This is a genomic window from Devosia sp. (genome assembly GCF_028290435.1).
Lineage (GTDB): Bacteria > Pseudomonadota > Alphaproteobacteria > Rhizobiales > Devosiaceae > Devosia.
Genome location: NZ_JAQGJV010000074.1, coordinates 249,645 through 265,840, shown reverse-complemented (window position 1 = coordinate 265,840; position 16,196 = coordinate 249,645). Strand labels below are relative to the sequence as shown.

Here is a 16,196-nt window from a genome sequence, read left to right as displayed (position 1 = left end):
TAAGCTCTCAACAGCTTGTGGCTGTAGTTATGAAAGCCCTCGCCTTGCTGCGAGGTTGCGCCGACATTAAAGTTTAGTAAGTCGGAAAGAAGGTGGGGATTAAGCCTGCGGACCGTCCAGGGAGTCCAATGCCCGCTGTTCTTCGGCGCTCAACTCATCCACGGCGACAGGCTTGCGGCGGCGGCGGGCCATGATGACGAGAACGATCAGGCCGATGACCAGCAGGCCCGGGGCGGCGAACCACAGCAGCAGCGTGTGGCCTTCGACGCGGGGACGCAGCAGCACGAATTCGCCGTAACGGTCCACGAGAAATTGGCGCACTTGGTCGTCGCTATCGCCGGCGGTCAGGCGCTCCCGCACGAGGACGCGGATGTCCTTGGCGAGGTCGGCGTCGCTATCGTCGATCGATTCGTTCTGGCAGACGAGGCATCGAAGTTCGGTGGAGATATCGCGGGCGCGTTGTTCCAGCGCTGGATCGGCCAGCATTTCGTCTGGATTGACGGCCCAGGCCGCCGGCACGACGGCCAGCAACAGGCAGAGCAGGAGCGGGCGAAGCCAGCTCATTCGGCGGGCTCCGGCATGGCCTTGATGGCGCGACGGGGTGCGCCGATACGCTGGCGGCGATCGGTGAGCGACAGCGCCCCTGCCCCGGCCATCAGCAAGGCACCGAGCCAGATCAGCGTGATATAGGGCTTGTGCCAGATGCGGACGACATGGGTGTCCTTCAGCGGCTCGCCCAGTTGCAGGTAGAGCTGGGAGAAACCGTAGGTGCCGATGGCCGCTTCGGTGGTGGGGATGCCGCTGGCGACATAGGTGCGGCGTTGCGCCACCATGGTCCGCGTGCCGCCGCCCGGCGCGGTGATGGTGAAATCACCCTGGTCGGCGATGTAGTTGGGGCCCTGCACCTGCGAGGATTTGTCGAAGGCGATGGTATAGCCGGACAATTGCGCGGTTTCGCCGGGATTGAGCGTGGTCACCAGTTCGGTTTCCCAGGCCGTCGTCGCGACGATGCCCAGCACCGCAATGCCGATGCCGAAATGGGCGATAGCCGTCGAGTAAGCCGAGCGCGGCAGGCCGACCAGCCGACGCCAGCTTTCAGCCGGGGGAATGCGGCCCAGCTTGCTACGATCGATCAGTTCGGCAACGGCGCCGAACGCGACCCAGAAGCCCAGCAGCAGGCCGAGCGGTGCGAGCGAAATCGAAATGCCGCCCAGAGCCGAAATCAGGATGGTGAGGAAAATTGCCAGCGCGGCCGCCCCGATCAGGCGTTGTGCTGCGCCAAGTACATCAGCGCGTTTCCAGGCCAGCATCGGCCCGAAGGGGAGCACGATCAGCAGCGGCACCATCAGGGCGGCAAAGGTCAGGTTGAAGAACGGCGCGCCCACCGAAATGGTGGTGCCCGCGATAGCGTCGAGCAGGAGCGGGTAGAGCGTGCCGACCAACACCGCGCCCATCGCGGTGGCGAGGAACAGGTTGTTGAGGATCAAAGCGCCTTCACGGCTGACCGGCGCGAACAGGCCGCCGGTGCGCAGCGCCGAAGCGCGCATGGCGAACAGCACGAAGGCGCCGCCGATGATCAACGCCAGCAAAGCCAGAATGACCAGCCCACGGGTCGGATCGCTGGCGAAGGTATGGATCGACGTCAGGATGCCCGAGCGCACGAGGAAGGTGCCCAGCAGCGACAGCGAAAAGGTGATGATAGAAAGGAACACCGTCCAGATTTTCAGCGCGTTGCGCTTTTCCATCACCAGCGCCGAATGCAGCAGCGCCGTGCCGGCCAACCAGGGCATGAAACTAGCGTTTTCTACCGGGTCCCAGAACCACCAGCCGCCCCAGCCAAGTTCGTAAGAGGCCCAGTAGGAGCCCATGGAGATGCCCAGGGTGAGGAACATCCAGCTCAGCACGGCCCAAGGCCGTACCCAGCGCGCCCAGGCCTGGTCGATGCGGCCGGAAATCAGCGCGCCGATGGCGAAGGAGAAGCAGATCGAGAAGCCCACATAGCCGGCGTAAAGCAGCGGCGGGTGAATGGCGAGGCCGATATCCTGCAGCACCGGATTGAGATCGGCGCCCTCCAGCGGCGGCGGGATCATGCGCGCGAAAGGGTTGGAGGTGAACAGGGTGAATCCGGCGAAGGCCGCAACCAACATGCTCTGCGTCGCCAGCACCAGTGACAGCAGGTCCGACGGCAATCGGCGCCCGAAGGCCGCCACCATGGCGCCAAAGGCGACCAGGATCATCACCCAAAGGACCATCGAGCCCTCGTGATTGCCCCAGACGCCGGAAATCTTGAAGATCAACGGCTTGAGCGAATGGGAGTTGTCCGCCGCGAGTTTCAGCGAAAAATCGGAGGTAACAAAGGCTTGGATCAGCGCCGCGAAAGAAGCCGCGACCAGCACGAATTGCAGCACTGCGCCTTGGCTGAGGAACAGCGAAATACGCTCGCCACTGCGCCAGAACATATAGCCGCCAACGGTGGAGACGGTGGCGATGGCAAAGGCCAGAATCAGCGCGAAATGTCCGAGTTCGATCGACATTATTTAGCCGCCTCCGCTGTTTCGGGATGCCATTCGCCGCTGGCCTTCAGCGCCTCGACCACTTCCTTGGGGATGTAGTTTTCGTCGTGCTTGGCCAGAACGTTGGTGGCGGCAAACTTACCGTCCGGCGTCATGCTGCCCTCGGCCACCACGCCCTGGCCCTCGCGGAACAGATCGGGGAGAATGCCAGTATAGGAGGCGGTGAGGTCCGACTTGCCATCGGTGACGACGAACACGTTATTGTCGCCATTGCGAACCCAGGAGCCGTCCTTGACCAGTCCGCCGAGCCGGATCGCCTGGCCGGGAACAACCTCACGCGTGGCCACGTCGGAGGGCGAATAGAAGAACACGATCTGGTCACGCAACGCCACCAGCACCAGCGTGGTCGCGAGCGCCACGACGATCGCGAGGCCCGCGATCAGCCCCAGGCGCTTCTGCTTGCGGGTCCAGCCCTTGCGGCGGACTGCCGATGGCATGGTCATGGTGTCGCTCCCTTGAGCCCGGCTTCCAGCGCCACGGCATCGAGATCGCCGCGATCGAAGGTCTTCGGATAGGCCTTGAGCGCATCGTCATAAGCCGCCTGCGCTTTGGTCAAGTCTTTCAGTACCACATAGGCGCGCACCAGTTGCGTCCATTCCTCGATAGAACCGCCTTGGGTATCGAGCCTCGCCGCGAGGCCGGCGACCATGCTGGCGATAGCATCGGAGGTAGGGGTAGGCGTTCCGGCGGGCACGACACCATTGTTGAGCGCCACGGCGCGGCCCTCATTGGCCGCCGTAACCCAGGGCTCGTCGCCTTTGGACAGCGCCAAGGCCGCGTCCCAGGCTTTCACCGCGTCGTCATATTGGGCGCTGCGAGTCAATTCGGCGGCAATATAGAGCCGCGACAGCACGTGAGTTGGATCGCTCGCGGCCGCGCTTTGCAGCAGGGTCAGTGCCTCGCCGGCGGCGCTGCCATTGGACTGCAGCATCAGGGTTTCAGCCAAAGCCGTCTGGATATCGGCATTGCCGCCACCCAGTTCGATGATGCGCCGATAGGCATGCTCGGCCTCGGGATACTTCCCGGTTTGCAGATAGACCGGGGCAATCACCGACCAGCCGCGCAGGTCGTCCGGCGTGACCGTGAGTTGCTTCTCGATGCGCGCGATGGCGGCGGGGAGGTCGATGTCTTGGGCCGAGGCCTGCGTGCGTCCGGCCAGTGGCTGGCTTGGCAGTTCAGGGCTACCCAGCATCCAATAGGTCACCAGACTCAACACCGCGACAGCGCCGAGAAACGCGGCAATCGTGCCGCGTCCAATCTCGGCTTTGGGCTTGGCTTTGGCGTCCACCTCGGCCTGTTGGCGCAGCATTTCGCGCGCCAGTTCGCCCTTGGCGGCGACAGCCTCAGGTTCGCCGAGCTTGCCATTGGCCAAATCGGCGTCAATCCCTGCCAGCACAAGGCGAAAATGGTTGTTGGCGGGCTGTGAATCGGGTCCAGTCGCGTTGACCATGCGACCAGCCGCCGCATAATAGAGTGCAGCGCAAGCAATGGCGGTTACGGCGATGGCAATAAACCAGAAAAGCATGGGCCCTGAGATGCTTGACGCCGTCATGCGGCAAGAGAAGCGAGCTATAAGCCAAATGCGGCGAAAAACCACCAAAACACGCAAGGGTGAGGCGGACGCATTGCCACAGGCCCGGCCGACGCCATGAGCGAGGCTCCAGCCGACTTTGCCGTGGTGGGCTCAACCCCTTTGGCGCGGCTGGTTGCAGGCCTTTTGGCAAGCGCGCATGGCAAACGGGTCATCTGGATCGGCGACAGCCACGCCGCATTTCGCCTGCCGCGCGGGATCGATCTGTCGGTCGGTCCGATGACGCGGCCCGAGTCGTGGGCGCTGCTGAGCCAGGCCGTGCCGGAGACTCTCAAGCTGCTGGCCAAGGCGGGTGGCAAGGCGAGCATGATGCGGCTCGATCCGATCTTTTTCGCCGATACGCCAATCGGCCAGCAGGCGATGGCTTTTGTGTGCAGCAGCGCGGCCGGGTTCAGTGCGGCCATCGAGCCCCTGCCCAGCGGGCATCTCGGCAAAGGCCGCAAGGGCATTGTGCTGCGCGACGCGCTTTATCTGCAGCGCGACCGGCTGGAGCCAGTGCTGGATCGCTGGCTGGAGGGCCTTGGCGTGACCCGCGTGCCGCTGGCACAGGTTCATCTCACCATCGCCCCCAATGGCAGCGTCGGCATGGAGTTGGATGGCACGGTCACCGAGGCCACCCGCGCCATTTTGGCCGATGACGAGGCCATCCTCGCCCATCTGTCAGCGGAGGCGATAGGGCGCCTGTTTGTCCGCCAGCCCATGACCACGATCCTGACCGAGCCGACCTTCCAGCTATCGGCACGGGTCATGCTGCAGATCGATGCGGATTTGAGCTTCATGCAGGGCAGTCATGGCGGCGTCGTTGCCATCGGCGCGGGGGGCCACGATGCCTGTGTCTCCCATATCGGCGTGCTGCTCGGCGCCAACCGCCAATTGCGCCAGGCTGGTGGCAACAGCCATGACAGCCTACGTAGCCACGATGGCGCGCCGGTTGTCGGCAGCATCGACGGAACCGGCCCCGAACTGTTGGCGGGGCTTGGCGCCACAGGGGCATTCCTCGCGCCGGCGCTGGCCCGCTGGTTCATCGGCGCCGCGACGCCGGACGAGCTGGCCTATTTCGCCGCCAGGATACCGGGTCGGCCGATGGCGCCCTCCACCGTCGCGGACTATGCGCCTCATGCAGCCTTGGCCGCCGCATGAAAGGCCAGCCCAATCGCCTCGACATCGACAAGCAGCACGCCTTCCACGGCACTGAAATCGATCGCAGCAAGCCACTGAAATTCCGGCTCGATGGCCGCACCATTACTGGTTTTGCCGGCGACACGGTGCTCAGTGCCATCTTGGCATCAGGCGTCGATATGGTTGGAGAGTTTGGTGGCCAGCCGATTGCGCTCAGCGGGCGGTTCTCCCCGGCTATCACGCTGGGGCAAGGGAAGGCCGCCCAGACCTTGCCGATGGAGCGCACCCCTGCCCTCCACGGCGCTGAATTCCACACCTTCGGCGGCGGCCTCCGGCGCTTGCGCCTGCCGGCTTTCGGAAATGGCCGCCGCTCGCTGCAGCAGAATCTCGACCACGCCGCGATCGCTTCCCCATGGCACGACCAGCCGCCGCACGCGCTGATCACCACGGATGTGATCGTGGTCGGCGGCGGCGTGGCCGGCATGACCGCAGCCCTGGCGGCTGCGCGCGCCGGCGCCAGCGTGACACTGCTCGAAGCTTCGCCGCTGCTGGGCGGCAGCGCCCGCTATTTTGGCGCGCAGGAGGGTGACGAGACGCCCGATCAGACGATCAGCCAGCTCAGCGCTGCGATCGTCGCAACCGAGGCGATCACCGTCATGTTGCGCAGCCAGGTCCTCGCAGTACATTCCGGCCGTGTCCGGGCGCACCAGGTGCTCGTGGACGGCGCTACAGTCACCGGCGAAGTCGTGGACCTTGCCGCGCCGCGCATCGTCCTCGCTACCGGCGCCATCGAGCGACTGCCGGTGTTCCCAGGCAATCGCATGCCCCGCGTGATGACGACGTTGGAGGCCTATCTGCTGGCCGAGCGCTATGGCGTATGGCTGGGTCGATCGGCAACCTCGCCACAGTCCACAGTGCGGCTTATCGGTTGCCGATGCTGTTGACAGATGCTGGCGTCGCGACCCAGAAGATTGCCGACGCTCGCACCGATCCGCAATCGCGGTTCATCGAATTTTCCCGCGCCTATGGCATCATGCAGGCCGGCGGCACCATTCCTGCATTGGCCGGGCCTGCCGCCAAGGGCTTTGGTCTCGCGGTCACACTGCAGCTATCCTTCGACGGTTACGCGGCCCATGCCGAGGCGCCGGTTCCCACCGATCTGCTGCTGGTTTGTGGCGGCTGGCAACCGGACTTGACGCTGTGGCACATGGCGGGCGGCCGCAGCCGCTGGAATGCCGAACGCCACCGCATCGAGCCCATCGGCGTCCTGCCCCAGATCGCCCTCGCCGGAAGCGGCGCCGGCCATTTCAGCAAGCACGCCTGCCTGTTGAGCGGCCAGGATGCGGTGGATAGGTTGTTCGGCGCGCCGCGCACCCCGGTGGTCGAACTCACCATCGACCCGGCTTACGAGACCCTAGACGCGCCAACACCCAAAGTGCCACGCTCCGAAACCACCGAGCAAACAAGCTATCTCGATGCCGGCCTGAACCTGATCCAGCCGCCCGATCCGCGCCCGTCAACCAAGCGTTCCTGGTGGCCGTTCCGCCGGCTTGAGCCGACGTGGTCGCTCGCCGATCAGCCGCGATCGCTCGGGATTGTGGACGTCGCCGCTGGCGTGCAACTGGGCGGCATCCCGGTCGAGAGCGCTGGCATCGTGGCGCAGGAGCGCACCGTGGCCAGTGGAGACCTCATCGATGCCGCGCGCCTGGCTCTTTTGCCCGATCTGCGTCCCGCGCCGCCGGCTCAGCGCGTTCCGGCCTACCTGGTTGGCCGCTTCGGTTCCGACCCGCGGGTGTGGCTGGTGGCGCCGGCCGAGCCGCGCATCCTGCCCGTCGGTGCGCTGATTTTCGTCAATTCTGACCAGACCGATTCCCGCCACGCGATCGGCGCCGTGGTCGGTCACGAGGGCGACGGCACCATCGCGTTGATCGGCAAGGCTTCGCCGCAACCCGGCGAAGGCCTGACCCTGCGTGACCAAGGCCGTTCCGTAGCGATCAGGCTGATAGAACCGGTCGCCGCACCACTATCAGGCCCGGCGCTCAGCAGTGTGCCGAGCCCGGCGTAGCGTCTCGGCATAATCGGGGTTGAAGCGGATTTCCGCCATCTTGATCGCAGCGTCGAGCCGCGTGCCGATGAGCACGTCATCCGGATTGAGCTTGAACAGCTCCAGATTGCGCGCGAGGTGCAGTTCCAACGCCTCGCCCGACTGGCTCCAGGCCAGGTCGAACAGCGCGTTGACGGCCAACGAGTCGCGGCTGTCGCGCACCGCCGCCAGCAGGTACATGCCGTTTAGCGCCGACAGCAGCCGGTCATGATCCAGCCGGTCAGTGCCCGGCATCTTGCGCAGTGCCTGGTTCAGATCGGGCACCACGTCCTTAAGGCGTTGCTCGATGCGGTCCGACGTATGCTTGGTCAGCGCCGCCAGCACCATGGTCCAGCGGCTATTGCGAGCGAATTCGACATAGCCCGTCAGCGAACGGACCAGCCTGTGGAAGCGGTCAAGCGCCCGACACGTCATATCGACGTCGGCGAAGGGGCCGGTCTGCTGCAAGGCATGAAGCTGGTTCTGCGCATGGGCCAGGATGGCATCTACCAGCGGGCCAAAACCACCGCGCTGGATGGCCGCTTCGCTGCCGCCACCCGACAGGCGCAGCGCTGTCGTCACCAGTCTTGTGGGGTTACTGATCTGGCCGATGGCCACATGCATAAGCAGCGCCGTCGCCGACACATCCTGCAGCGGCATGGCCTGCAGCGCAGCGCCCAGTGTATGATCGTTGTCGATGCCATTAACGGCCTTGCCGAACGCTTCGGCTTTGACCAGCAAGGCGCGGCTATGTAGCGCGTTGATCACGAACGGCAGACGCTCCAGCGCCTCGGGACCACCCAACTGGGCCCGCAACCGGCGTCCGGTTTCGTAATCTTCAGCCTGTTTCAGGCCATCGCGCATGCGGCTCACCACCTGCGGCATCAGCGTTTCGAGATCGGCTTTGGACAGGGTCTCGACGTCGCCGAGCAAGTCGGGGCACAGGTCGCGCGCCGCCCAAACCCAGGCGTTCTGCGCATGCTTGCGCAAAATCGAGCCATCGAACGGAAACAGGACCGGGTCCTCGACCGTGACGGCCTCGATCAGCCCCAGAAAGGGGCGGGGCGCCGCGGTTGGCTGGCGTTGTTCCAGAGGGGCGCTGGCGAGGTCACGGTCGGCAAGTGAGGACATGGAAATAGACGGGGTTAGGAACTAGAGGTCTCTGACCCTACCCCGCCGAAGTAAACAATGTTTGAGCTTTGGGCCCTCGATTGTTACCGATCAGGCAGCGCTCTGCACCACCGTCCAGTTGTTGCCGTTCTCGCGGCAGGCGGTGCCCTTTTTGATATAGTCCGTGCCGCCGATCTTGACCGTGTGGGTGAAGTCGCGGCAGTCGAGATTGTTGACGCGCACATAGGGACCAACGCCCACAGTGCCGGTCGAACCCTTGTCGCCCGACCACTGACGCGGCGCGCCGGGGCGGCCGAACTGCAGCGCATAGAACTGCGCGCTATTGGCTTCCGCCGAATCCTTGGCCGTCATCAGCGCCAGCGCCGCGGGATCGACGAAGCCATTGGCGATGCTGGTCGCCGCCAGCGCCACCTGGGTGGTCTGCGCCGGGCTTGGGCCCACGGGGGCAATGAATGTCGGCGCAGCAACCGCCACCGGCGCCTGCGCTACCTGGGTCGGACCGGTGCTGGCACAAGCAGCCAGGGTCAAGGCGAGCAATGGGGTAGCGAAGCGGAGGGCAAGGGTCATATCTGGGTCTCTGAAGCGTCTAGGCTTGATGTTTTCGCAATAAGGCGAAAGTGCGTCGTTGGTTCCAGTGTATCAGCTCTTGGTCATCCCGGTGAGCCTGGAAGTGGGCAGACGCAGTTCCACCAGCAGGCCACCAAGCGCCGAGCGCGTGAGTTGCAGGCTGCCGCCATACACATCTACCAGTTCCTTGACGATATCGAGCCCCAGTCCGCTCCCCGGCGTTTTCTCGTCCAGCCTGACACCGCGGCGCAACACTTTCTGCGCGTCTTCCTCGGAAAGCCCCGGCCCGTTGTCATCGATTCGGATCAGCAACATCACCCCGGTATCGCCGCGTTCAGCCGACAGGCGCACCCCCACCTGCCCCTTGGACCATTTGCAGGCATTGTCGAGCAGATTGCCTGCCATTTCCTCCAGATCGGCCTCGTCCCCCCGGAACCAGGGCAGCGACGCGTCGGGGCGTTGGAATGCCACCGTCACATCGGGATGAATCTTGCGCATCACCCGCGTCAGCCGCAACATGATCATAGTGCTGTCGGCCTTCTTGCCGACCACCGAGGTGCGCGCCGCCAGCCGGGCCCGCTCCAGATAGGTCGAGACCATGGTGCTCATCTTCTCGGTTTCGGCGGAAACCACGTCTGCCAGCGCACCCTTTTTGGCGGCAGCTTCGTTGCGCAGCACCGCGATCGGCGTTTTGAGCCCATGCGCCAGATTTCCGACCTGGCTTTTGGCCCGCTCGATGATCTGCGCGTTGGACCGCAGCAATTCGTTGACCTCTTCGGCCAGCGGGGCAATTTCGTTGGGATAGTTGCCGTCCACCGCCACCGCGTCGCCCTCGCGCACCCGCTCGATGGCCTTGCTCAGCCGCGAAATCGGCCGCATGGCGATGCGCGCTACGATCACGCTCATGATCGCCAGCATCGCCCCCACGGCGCCCAGCACGATAAAGGTCTGCCCGCGGAAATCGTCGACCAGCTTGAGCACTTCGCTCAGGCTGCCCGTCACCACGATTTCGTAGGTTTTGGCGCCGATCGTCACCGCCCGCTCGACCACGCGGATGCGGGTGCCAAAGGCATCATCCACCACGCCGGTGCGCATGCCGGAGGCATCAGCAAGCCCCTCGATTGCCGGCAGCACAATACCGACCACGGAGGTGGACAGATTGTAGAGCTGTCCATCCGCATCGCGAATGGTCCAGTACCAGCCCGACCGCGGCCGGTCGAAGCGCGGATCGGTCAGCGCAATCGCCTGGCTCAGCGGATCGCCGCTTTCCAGCAGGTCGCCAGCCAGGCTCTCGACGTGAAATTCCAGCGTCTCGGACAGGCTGGTATCGAGCGCACGGGAATAGAGATCGGTGAGCAGAAAGCCCGTCGCCACCAGCGCCACGATCAGCCAGCCCGCCGAGAGCCAGAACAGCGACGCCGCGATCGAACCCTTACGCATCAGTCAGCCCGCCCGGCCTCACGATTAATCCTCGGCGATCTGATATCCGAGCCCGCGCACCGTCTGGATGCAATCCTCCGGCAGCTTCTTGCGGAGACGCCCGACGAACACTTCGATCGTGTTGCTGTCGCGGTCGAAATCCTGATCGTAGAGATGCTCGGTCAGTTCGGTGCGCGAGATGACCTTGCCCTTGTGGTGCATCAGATAGCTGAGCAGCCGCAATTCATGGCTGGTCAGCTTCACCGATTGGCCATCCACCGTAACTTTGCCCGAGCGGGCATCAAGCCGCACCGCGCCCGCTACGATCTCGTTGGAGGCAAGCCCGGCGGCACGCCGCACCAGAGCGCGAATACGCGCCAGGATTTCTTCCATGTGGAATGGCTTTGCCACATAATCGTCGGCGCCGGCGTCGATGCCCTGCACCTTGTCGCTCCAGCGGTCGCGTGCCGTCAGCAGCAGCACCGGCGTGGTCTTGCCCGCCCTGCGCCATTCCTCGAGCACCGAAAGCCCGTCCATCTGCGGTAGCCCGATATCGAGCACGATCGCATCATAGGGTTCGGTATCGCCCAGGAAATGGCCTTCCTCGCCATCGAAGGCAACATCGACCGCATAACCGGCCTCGGTCAGCGCTTCCTTGAGCTGTCGGTTCAGATTAGCGTCGTCTTCAACTACCAGAATGCGCATCGTTAGCCCCCGTAACCCATTCCAGCTTTATTGAGCGTCCAGAACCAGGTTCTGTGCTTGCCCGTCCTTGAAGATGCCCACAATATAGACGAGGCGACCGCCTTCGTCACAGACTTGACGACTGAGGATTTCGACGCTGCCGTCAATACCCGCCTGTGCCAATACTTGGTCGAACGACTTGATTTCGCCCGACTCGGCAGCCTTCTGGGCCTCGAGCGGAGACAGGCACGCAGCCTGCACGGTGCCGATCGTCGTCGTTGCCAGGACGAGAGACAGCACCAGCGACGCAAGAATTTTCTGGGTCAGGGTTTTCATGCTCGCAACTTAGGATGAAGTTGCTGAATGGGACATGAATACGACAAAATCTTCATGAGCTTCAAAATTTCGCCTCTTTCGGAAAACGGCCACGCCGGTTCCCGACGCCGCTGTGGGCGACCCGTTGCCATCATAAGCAATCGGGTCACCCACATCTACGCCGCTCGCGGCAGCGGTCAAGCGTTGCCGATATCGCCCTTGAGCCCCTTGCGCAAAAAGATCACCGCCAGCGCCTCCATGATCATGTGCCCCGCCGAGGCGCCATCAAGTGTTGGCAGGTCGATGCCCAGCATTTGGGCGAGGCCGGCGATCAGCATGAATGCGGCGACGATATAGGTCTTGTAGCCGGACAAAATAGCCATGGTGTCACTCCAGGTTGGTGATTGAACAGTGGTCGAAGACTGGGTACCCGCGGCGGTGAGCGCAGCCTTGCGAATGGCGACAACCCGCGCCGTCCAGCCCTTGCCGAAGACGGCGAAGGTGGCCAGCCGCGTGAGGAAATCGAGGCGTTTGTTGCACAGCGCGTCGATCGGGCCTGCCGCCCCGCGCAAGGCGATTTTGGTCTTGATCGCCCCCAGCGTCAGCGGCCCGATCTGCCCGTCGGCCACCACCTTGAGCTGCCCCTGCAATGTCTTGATGGCCCGGTCCGGCCCCGAATTGACCGCGAAGTCGAACAGCGCCAGGTCGAGCCCAGGCGGCAGCTTGCCCGCATTGATGCGATCCCAGTAGCTGCCCTTGTAAATCTTGGCCGCTTCAGCTCGGCCCAGGCTCTGCACCTCGCTCTTGGCCAAGCCCCACCACGGCGTGACCGCCCGCCAACGCGCCAGCGTCTTGCGGGTGATCCCCATATTGGTGGCGCCGCCAGGGTCCGAGGGATTGTCGGCATAGCCGCCCTCATGCCGCAGCACCTCATCAAGGCAGATATCGAACCGCGTCCTAGCCATTATAGTGTCCCCTGCCGCTGTGACCGGCCCCAAAGACTGGGCTGATCTGCTGAACCGTGAATTGAAAAGCCGAGACCGGCCCGCCGAAATCGCTGACCTGATCGGCAGCCGCATAGGTGCCTGCCGGGTCCGTGCGTTCAAAGCTGCGCAACAGCGTCGCCCCATTGAAAATGCTGACCGCATAGCGCTCCGGCATATGCTCGAGTGGCGCGTCGCCCGCCCCCCAACCATCGCCATCGGCCCGGCTGCAACGGGTCCAGCTCAGCGTAATATCGCTGCCGGCCCGCATGGCCCGCAGATGCACCGGTGCCAGTGGCAAAACCGGCGCCAGCCCGAAGTCCGCAGCGAACCCCGTCCCCACCAGGTCATCGCTCCCCCCGTAGGCCACGAGGCTCGCTTCCGTGCCCAGCCATTGCGCAGTGACCGGCAACACGCCAACCCGCGAGTCCAGCATGAACACGGCAGCGCCGTTCGCCACTGTGCCAATAATTGGCACCGTCCCGGCCTGTCCGCGCAAAAGCTGGCTCAATCGATAGGTCGCCGGCGCGATTAGCTCGGCTAGTGCAAAGCCGATCATTTCCCAATCGCCGCCAGTGGTTTGCACCGCAATCCGGTTGCCGCCTGCAAGTACCGCCAACTCATCCAGCGCTGCCAGATGCCCCGCATAGAGTTTGACTGTCAGGGTGCCGGCCCGGTCCCAAACGCCCGCCGGCCCGGCCACCATTCCACCCACGGTTTCACCCATGACCGCGCGTCGACCCAGTCGCGCCAGGGTCGCCCCATTGCCGTCGGCAACCGAGACCACACCCGGCCAGGGTTGCCCATGCGCCGCCAGTGCCAGCCGCGTCCGCCCCGCATCTTCCGGCACCGGCGGCAGATGTGCCGCCACCACGACCGGACGCGACGGTGTGAAGCTACTCGCCCCACCCGTCCGCGCCCCATCGATTGCCACCGCGATCGGCACCGGCGCAACCAGCGTTCGCGCCGTCACCCGCCGCACTGCTCCGTCGCGAATTTCCGTCACCTCGAACGGCCCTTCGGCAATCCCCAGGTCGATGACATCACCCGGCTCCGCCGCCAAAGCGCTCGGCGGCAAGCTGAATTCCACGCTCTCGCGCTGCCCGCTTTCCGCTAACAGTCCCTGCTCCGCGGCGATCCGAGCCCCGCCCAGATCGAGCACCAGCGGCAGCGCCTTGCTCGCCACCGGCCCCGCACCGCGCAGCGCCGTCACCGTGCCAACCTGATAATCGCGTTCGCGATCGACAAAGGTCAGCGCCAGCCGTCCCACCGCCTCCGCCGGGTCCGCCCGCCGTCGCGACAGCACCGCGCCATCCTCACGCACCAGATTGTCAGCATCCACCACGCCCGCCGCCGCCCGCCACGGCTGTCCCAACGTCAACCCGCCAGCGGACGCCCGCAGGCTCAACGCGCTCGCCGCGATCAACGGTTCCAGCGCATCGCGCCCGGTCGTGGTCTGATCCAGCACAAAGCCATGCACCAGCGGCAGTGCCGGCTCACCCACTAGCGAAACGCCATGGTCGGCCGCCACGGCCGCCGCCATTTCGCCGCTGCTCATCGCGCCAAGTCGCCCAGTCAGCCAGTGGCCGGTACGATGGTTGGGGCCGTCCGCCCACACATCGGTCTGTGCCGGAAACGCCGGAAATGGCCGCGCGTCCCAGGTCCAGTGATAGATCCGGCTGACATCGATCATGCCCGCCGGATTGTTCGCCGGATTGCGCCAATGCTGCTGATGCGCCCGCAAAAACTGCCGCTGGATCAGCGGATCGCTCATGCCGCTGGAGAAATACGGCCGCCCGCTTTCGGCGCTCTTGTTGTCGCCAAAAATATTGGGTTGGTTGGCCCCCTTGTCGACCGCGCCACAGCCCAACTCGGTTAGCCAGATCGGCTTCCCACCCGGCACCCAGGCGGTCGGCACGGCTGCGCGCACTCCTGCCGGCCGGTTATAATGATAGTGGCTCCACCAGCCCCGAATATCCTTCACGCGATAGACAAACGGCTCGCCATAAGCCCCATCGCTGATGGTGCTGCGCGTCCCTGCCTGCCGGTCGGCATCGCTGGCATAATACCAGTCGAACCCCTCGCCCCCGGCGATATTTCCCGCCAGGTAATCCAGCTCATAGCCCGTCGCTGCCAGCGCTGCATCGGCATGGCCGGACCCGTCCCGCCAATCCGCCAGCGGCATGTAATTGTCGATGCCCACCGCATCGATATTGGCCGACGCCCACAGCGGATCGAGATGAAAAAACTTCTCCCCGCTGGGCTGATAACCCGAATATTCGCTCCAGTCGGCCGCATAGCTGATCTTGGTGCCGCCACCCACAACGGCCCGCACATCCGCTGCCAGCGTCACCAGCGCATCGACGAACGGAAAGCTGTTCGCTGCGCCGCGCACTGTACTCAGCCCGACCATTTCCGAGCCGATCAGGATCGCGTCGACCCCGCCAGTGCTCTGCGCCAATTGCGCATAATGCAGCATCATCGTGCGATAGCCGGCCGCCACGAAGCTTGCCACCTGCACCGTTGCAGCGCCGCTTTTGTCCGGGGACCCCGCCCGCCCCGGCGCCGGATCACAAGTAATCCGCCCGCGCCACGGATAGGCGGCTTGCCCGCTGGTACCCGAATAGGGGTTCGGCAAGCTATTGCCGGTGGGCACATCCATCAGCACCATCGGATAGAGCGTCACCGCGATGCCGCGCGCGCGCAAATCCACAATCGCTGCCTTCACCGCCGCATCTGACGGCGTGCCACCATAAGCCGGCCCACCGCCATGGACGCTGACCACCGGCACCGCGCCACGCCCCACCCCGGCGACGCTCCAGCTCACGCCCTCGATTGTCCGGCTGGCGCTCTCCACCCTTGGCCCGATCGTGCAATGTTCACACCGCAAATCATTGCCGAACCACGCCACCACCAGCGCCACGCGCTCCAGGTTCGGGCACAGCGCCACCAGCTCGTCGATCGACCAGCTCCAGTCGCTGACGCCCTTGGCCACATGTGTATTCTCGCCGGCTGTCTCGCCCCGCCCCATCAGCCGCACGCGCGGCTTTGGGTCGTAGCCGAACTCGGTCGCACCCGGGATCACCGTCACCGCGCGAATAGCCGGCTCCAAGTCCCCCACCACCCGGCACAATTCCACACTCAGTTGCGGAATGCGGTTGCCGAACTTGCTCAGCGGCAATTGCTCGACCACGAGGTAACACAGCCCCCGATAAGCCGGCGCCACGCCCTGCGTCGCTTCGATCAGCCCATCGGGCAATTGGTCTTCGGTGCCGCGATAAAACCGCAGCGTCAGCCCGTTGGTCTCCAGCAATTGACCATCGGCCCAGATCCGCCCCAGCCGATGCACCTCGCCCTCGCAAAAGGCCACGGCGAAACTGGCGCCGACTTCGTCCTCGCTCTCCTCCTGGCCCATGCCCTTGGCGCCGGCATTCTCGACACTCAGCATTTCCAGCTCGCGGGCCCAGATGATATTGCCGCTCAGCCGGCTCCAGCCATAAAGCCGCGGCACCGCCCCGCCCTCCGACGAGCCCTGCAGCCGCACATCGCTGCCCGTCGTCGCCGGCTTGTCCTCGCCAAACAGCATGCCATCGATGGCACTCCCCGCCAGCGCCCCCAGCGCCCGCCCAATGGTCGCGCCAATCGGCCCGCCCACCAGCCCACCAACGAAATTGCCAGCCAGCGAAAGCGCAAGCGTTGCCATGGATTGTCCTTGTTCTGAAAAGAAAGGG

14 protein-coding genes are annotated in these 16,196 nt (G+C 64.7%); 3 read left to right on the top strand and 11 right to left on the bottom strand.

The window, feature by feature from the left end; translation table 11 throughout:
- Nucleotides 1-99: 99 nt before the first annotated feature.
- From JWP26_RS16645 to ccmI, 4 genes are read right to left on the bottom strand one after another with little or no spacing between them, the layout of a single operon-like run.
- Nucleotides 100-564, bottom strand: coding sequence for a cytochrome c-type biogenesis protein (locus tag JWP26_RS16645; RefSeq protein ID WP_299730196.1), 465 nt, complete (start codon nt 562-564; stop codon nt 100-102).
- Nucleotides 561-2,534, bottom strand: a complete 1,974-nt coding sequence (locus JWP26_RS16640; RefSeq protein WP_299730193.1) for a heme lyase CcmF/NrfE family subunit — start codon at nt 2,532-2,534, stop codon at nt 561-563. Before JWP26_RS16640 ends, JWP26_RS16645 begins: the two co-directional genes overlap by 4 nt.
- On the bottom strand, nt 2,534-3,016 hold the full coding sequence (gene ccmE / locus JWP26_RS16635) for a cytochrome c maturation protein CcmE (RefSeq protein ID WP_299730190.1): 483 nt from the start codon (nt 3,014-3,016) through the stop codon (nt 2,534-2,536). Before ccmE ends, JWP26_RS16640 begins: the two co-directional genes overlap by 1 nt.
- On the bottom strand, nt 3,013-4,098 hold the full coding sequence (ccmI, locus tag JWP26_RS16630) for a c-type cytochrome biogenesis protein CcmI (RefSeq protein WP_299730188.1): 1,086 nt from the start codon (nt 4,096-4,098) through the stop codon (nt 3,013-3,015). The genes ccmE and ccmI overlap by 4 nt, the downstream gene beginning before the upstream one ends.
- Nucleotides 4,099-4,221: 123 nt before the next feature.
- Between ccmI and JWP26_RS16625 the strand changes: the two genes are divergently transcribed.
- Genes JWP26_RS16625 through JWP26_RS16615 form a run of 3 tightly spaced genes read left to right on the top strand, consistent with a single transcriptional unit; the run spans nt 4,222 to nt 7,348 of the window.
- Complete coding sequence (locus JWP26_RS16625; protein ID WP_299730186.1) at nt 4,222-5,304, top strand: hypothetical protein; 1,083 nt, start codon at nt 4,222-4,224, stop codon at nt 5,302-5,304.
- Nucleotides 5,301-6,227 (top strand): FAD-dependent oxidoreductase, encoded by a 927-nt coding sequence (locus JWP26_RS16620; protein WP_299730184.1) that lies wholly within the window; start codon nt 5,301-5,303, stop codon nt 6,225-6,227. Before JWP26_RS16625 ends, JWP26_RS16620 begins: the two co-directional genes overlap by 4 nt.
- The gene (locus JWP26_RS16615; RefSeq protein WP_299730182.1) at nt 6,218-7,348 is read left to right on the top strand and encodes a hypothetical protein; all 1,131 of its coding nucleotides are present in this window, start codon (nt 6,218-6,220) and stop codon (nt 7,346-7,348) included. The genes JWP26_RS16620 and JWP26_RS16615 overlap by 10 nt, the downstream gene beginning before the upstream one ends.
- Here JWP26_RS16615 and JWP26_RS16610 read toward each other — a convergent pair.
- The 7 genes from JWP26_RS16610 to JWP26_RS16580 form a co-directional block, all read right to left on the bottom strand.
- Nucleotides 7,310-8,497 (bottom strand): hypothetical protein, encoded by a 1,188-nt coding sequence (locus JWP26_RS16610; protein WP_299730179.1) that lies wholly within the window; start codon nt 8,495-8,497, stop codon nt 7,310-7,312. The two genes, JWP26_RS16615 and JWP26_RS16610, sit on opposite strands and share 39 nt — an antisense overlap.
- A 90-nt stretch (nt 8,498-8,587) precedes the next feature.
- Nucleotides 8,588-9,064: a hypothetical protein gene (locus JWP26_RS16605; protein WP_299730176.1), complete on the bottom strand. Its 477-nt coding sequence runs from the start codon at nt 9,062-9,064 to the stop codon at nt 8,588-8,590.
- 72 nt (nt 9,065-9,136) lie between these two features.
- Entirely contained in the window at nt 9,137-10,504 is a 1,368-nt protein-coding gene (locus JWP26_RS16600) for a HAMP domain-containing sensor histidine kinase (protein ID WP_299730174.1), read from the bottom strand.
- A gap of 24 nt (nt 10,505-10,528) precedes the next feature.
- Entirely contained in the window at nt 10,529-11,188 is a 660-nt protein-coding gene (locus JWP26_RS16595; protein ID WP_299730171.1) for a response regulator transcription factor, read from the bottom strand.
- Nucleotides 11,189-11,215: 27 nt separating this feature from the next.
- Nucleotides 11,216-11,503, bottom strand: coding sequence for a hypothetical protein (locus JWP26_RS16590; RefSeq protein ID WP_299730168.1), 288 nt, complete (start codon nt 11,501-11,503; stop codon nt 11,216-11,218).
- A 176-nt stretch (nt 11,504-11,679) separates the two neighbouring features.
- On the bottom strand, nt 11,680-12,447 hold the full coding sequence (locus JWP26_RS16585; protein WP_299730165.1) for a glycosyl hydrolase 108 family protein: 768 nt from the start codon (nt 12,445-12,447) through the stop codon (nt 11,680-11,682).
- Entirely contained in the window at nt 12,440-16,168 is a 3,729-nt protein-coding gene (locus JWP26_RS16580) for a glycoside hydrolase/phage tail family protein (RefSeq protein WP_299730162.1), read from the bottom strand. The genes JWP26_RS16585 and JWP26_RS16580 overlap by 8 nt, the downstream gene beginning before the upstream one ends.
- Between the last annotated feature and the right edge of the window lie 28 nt (nt 16,169-16,196).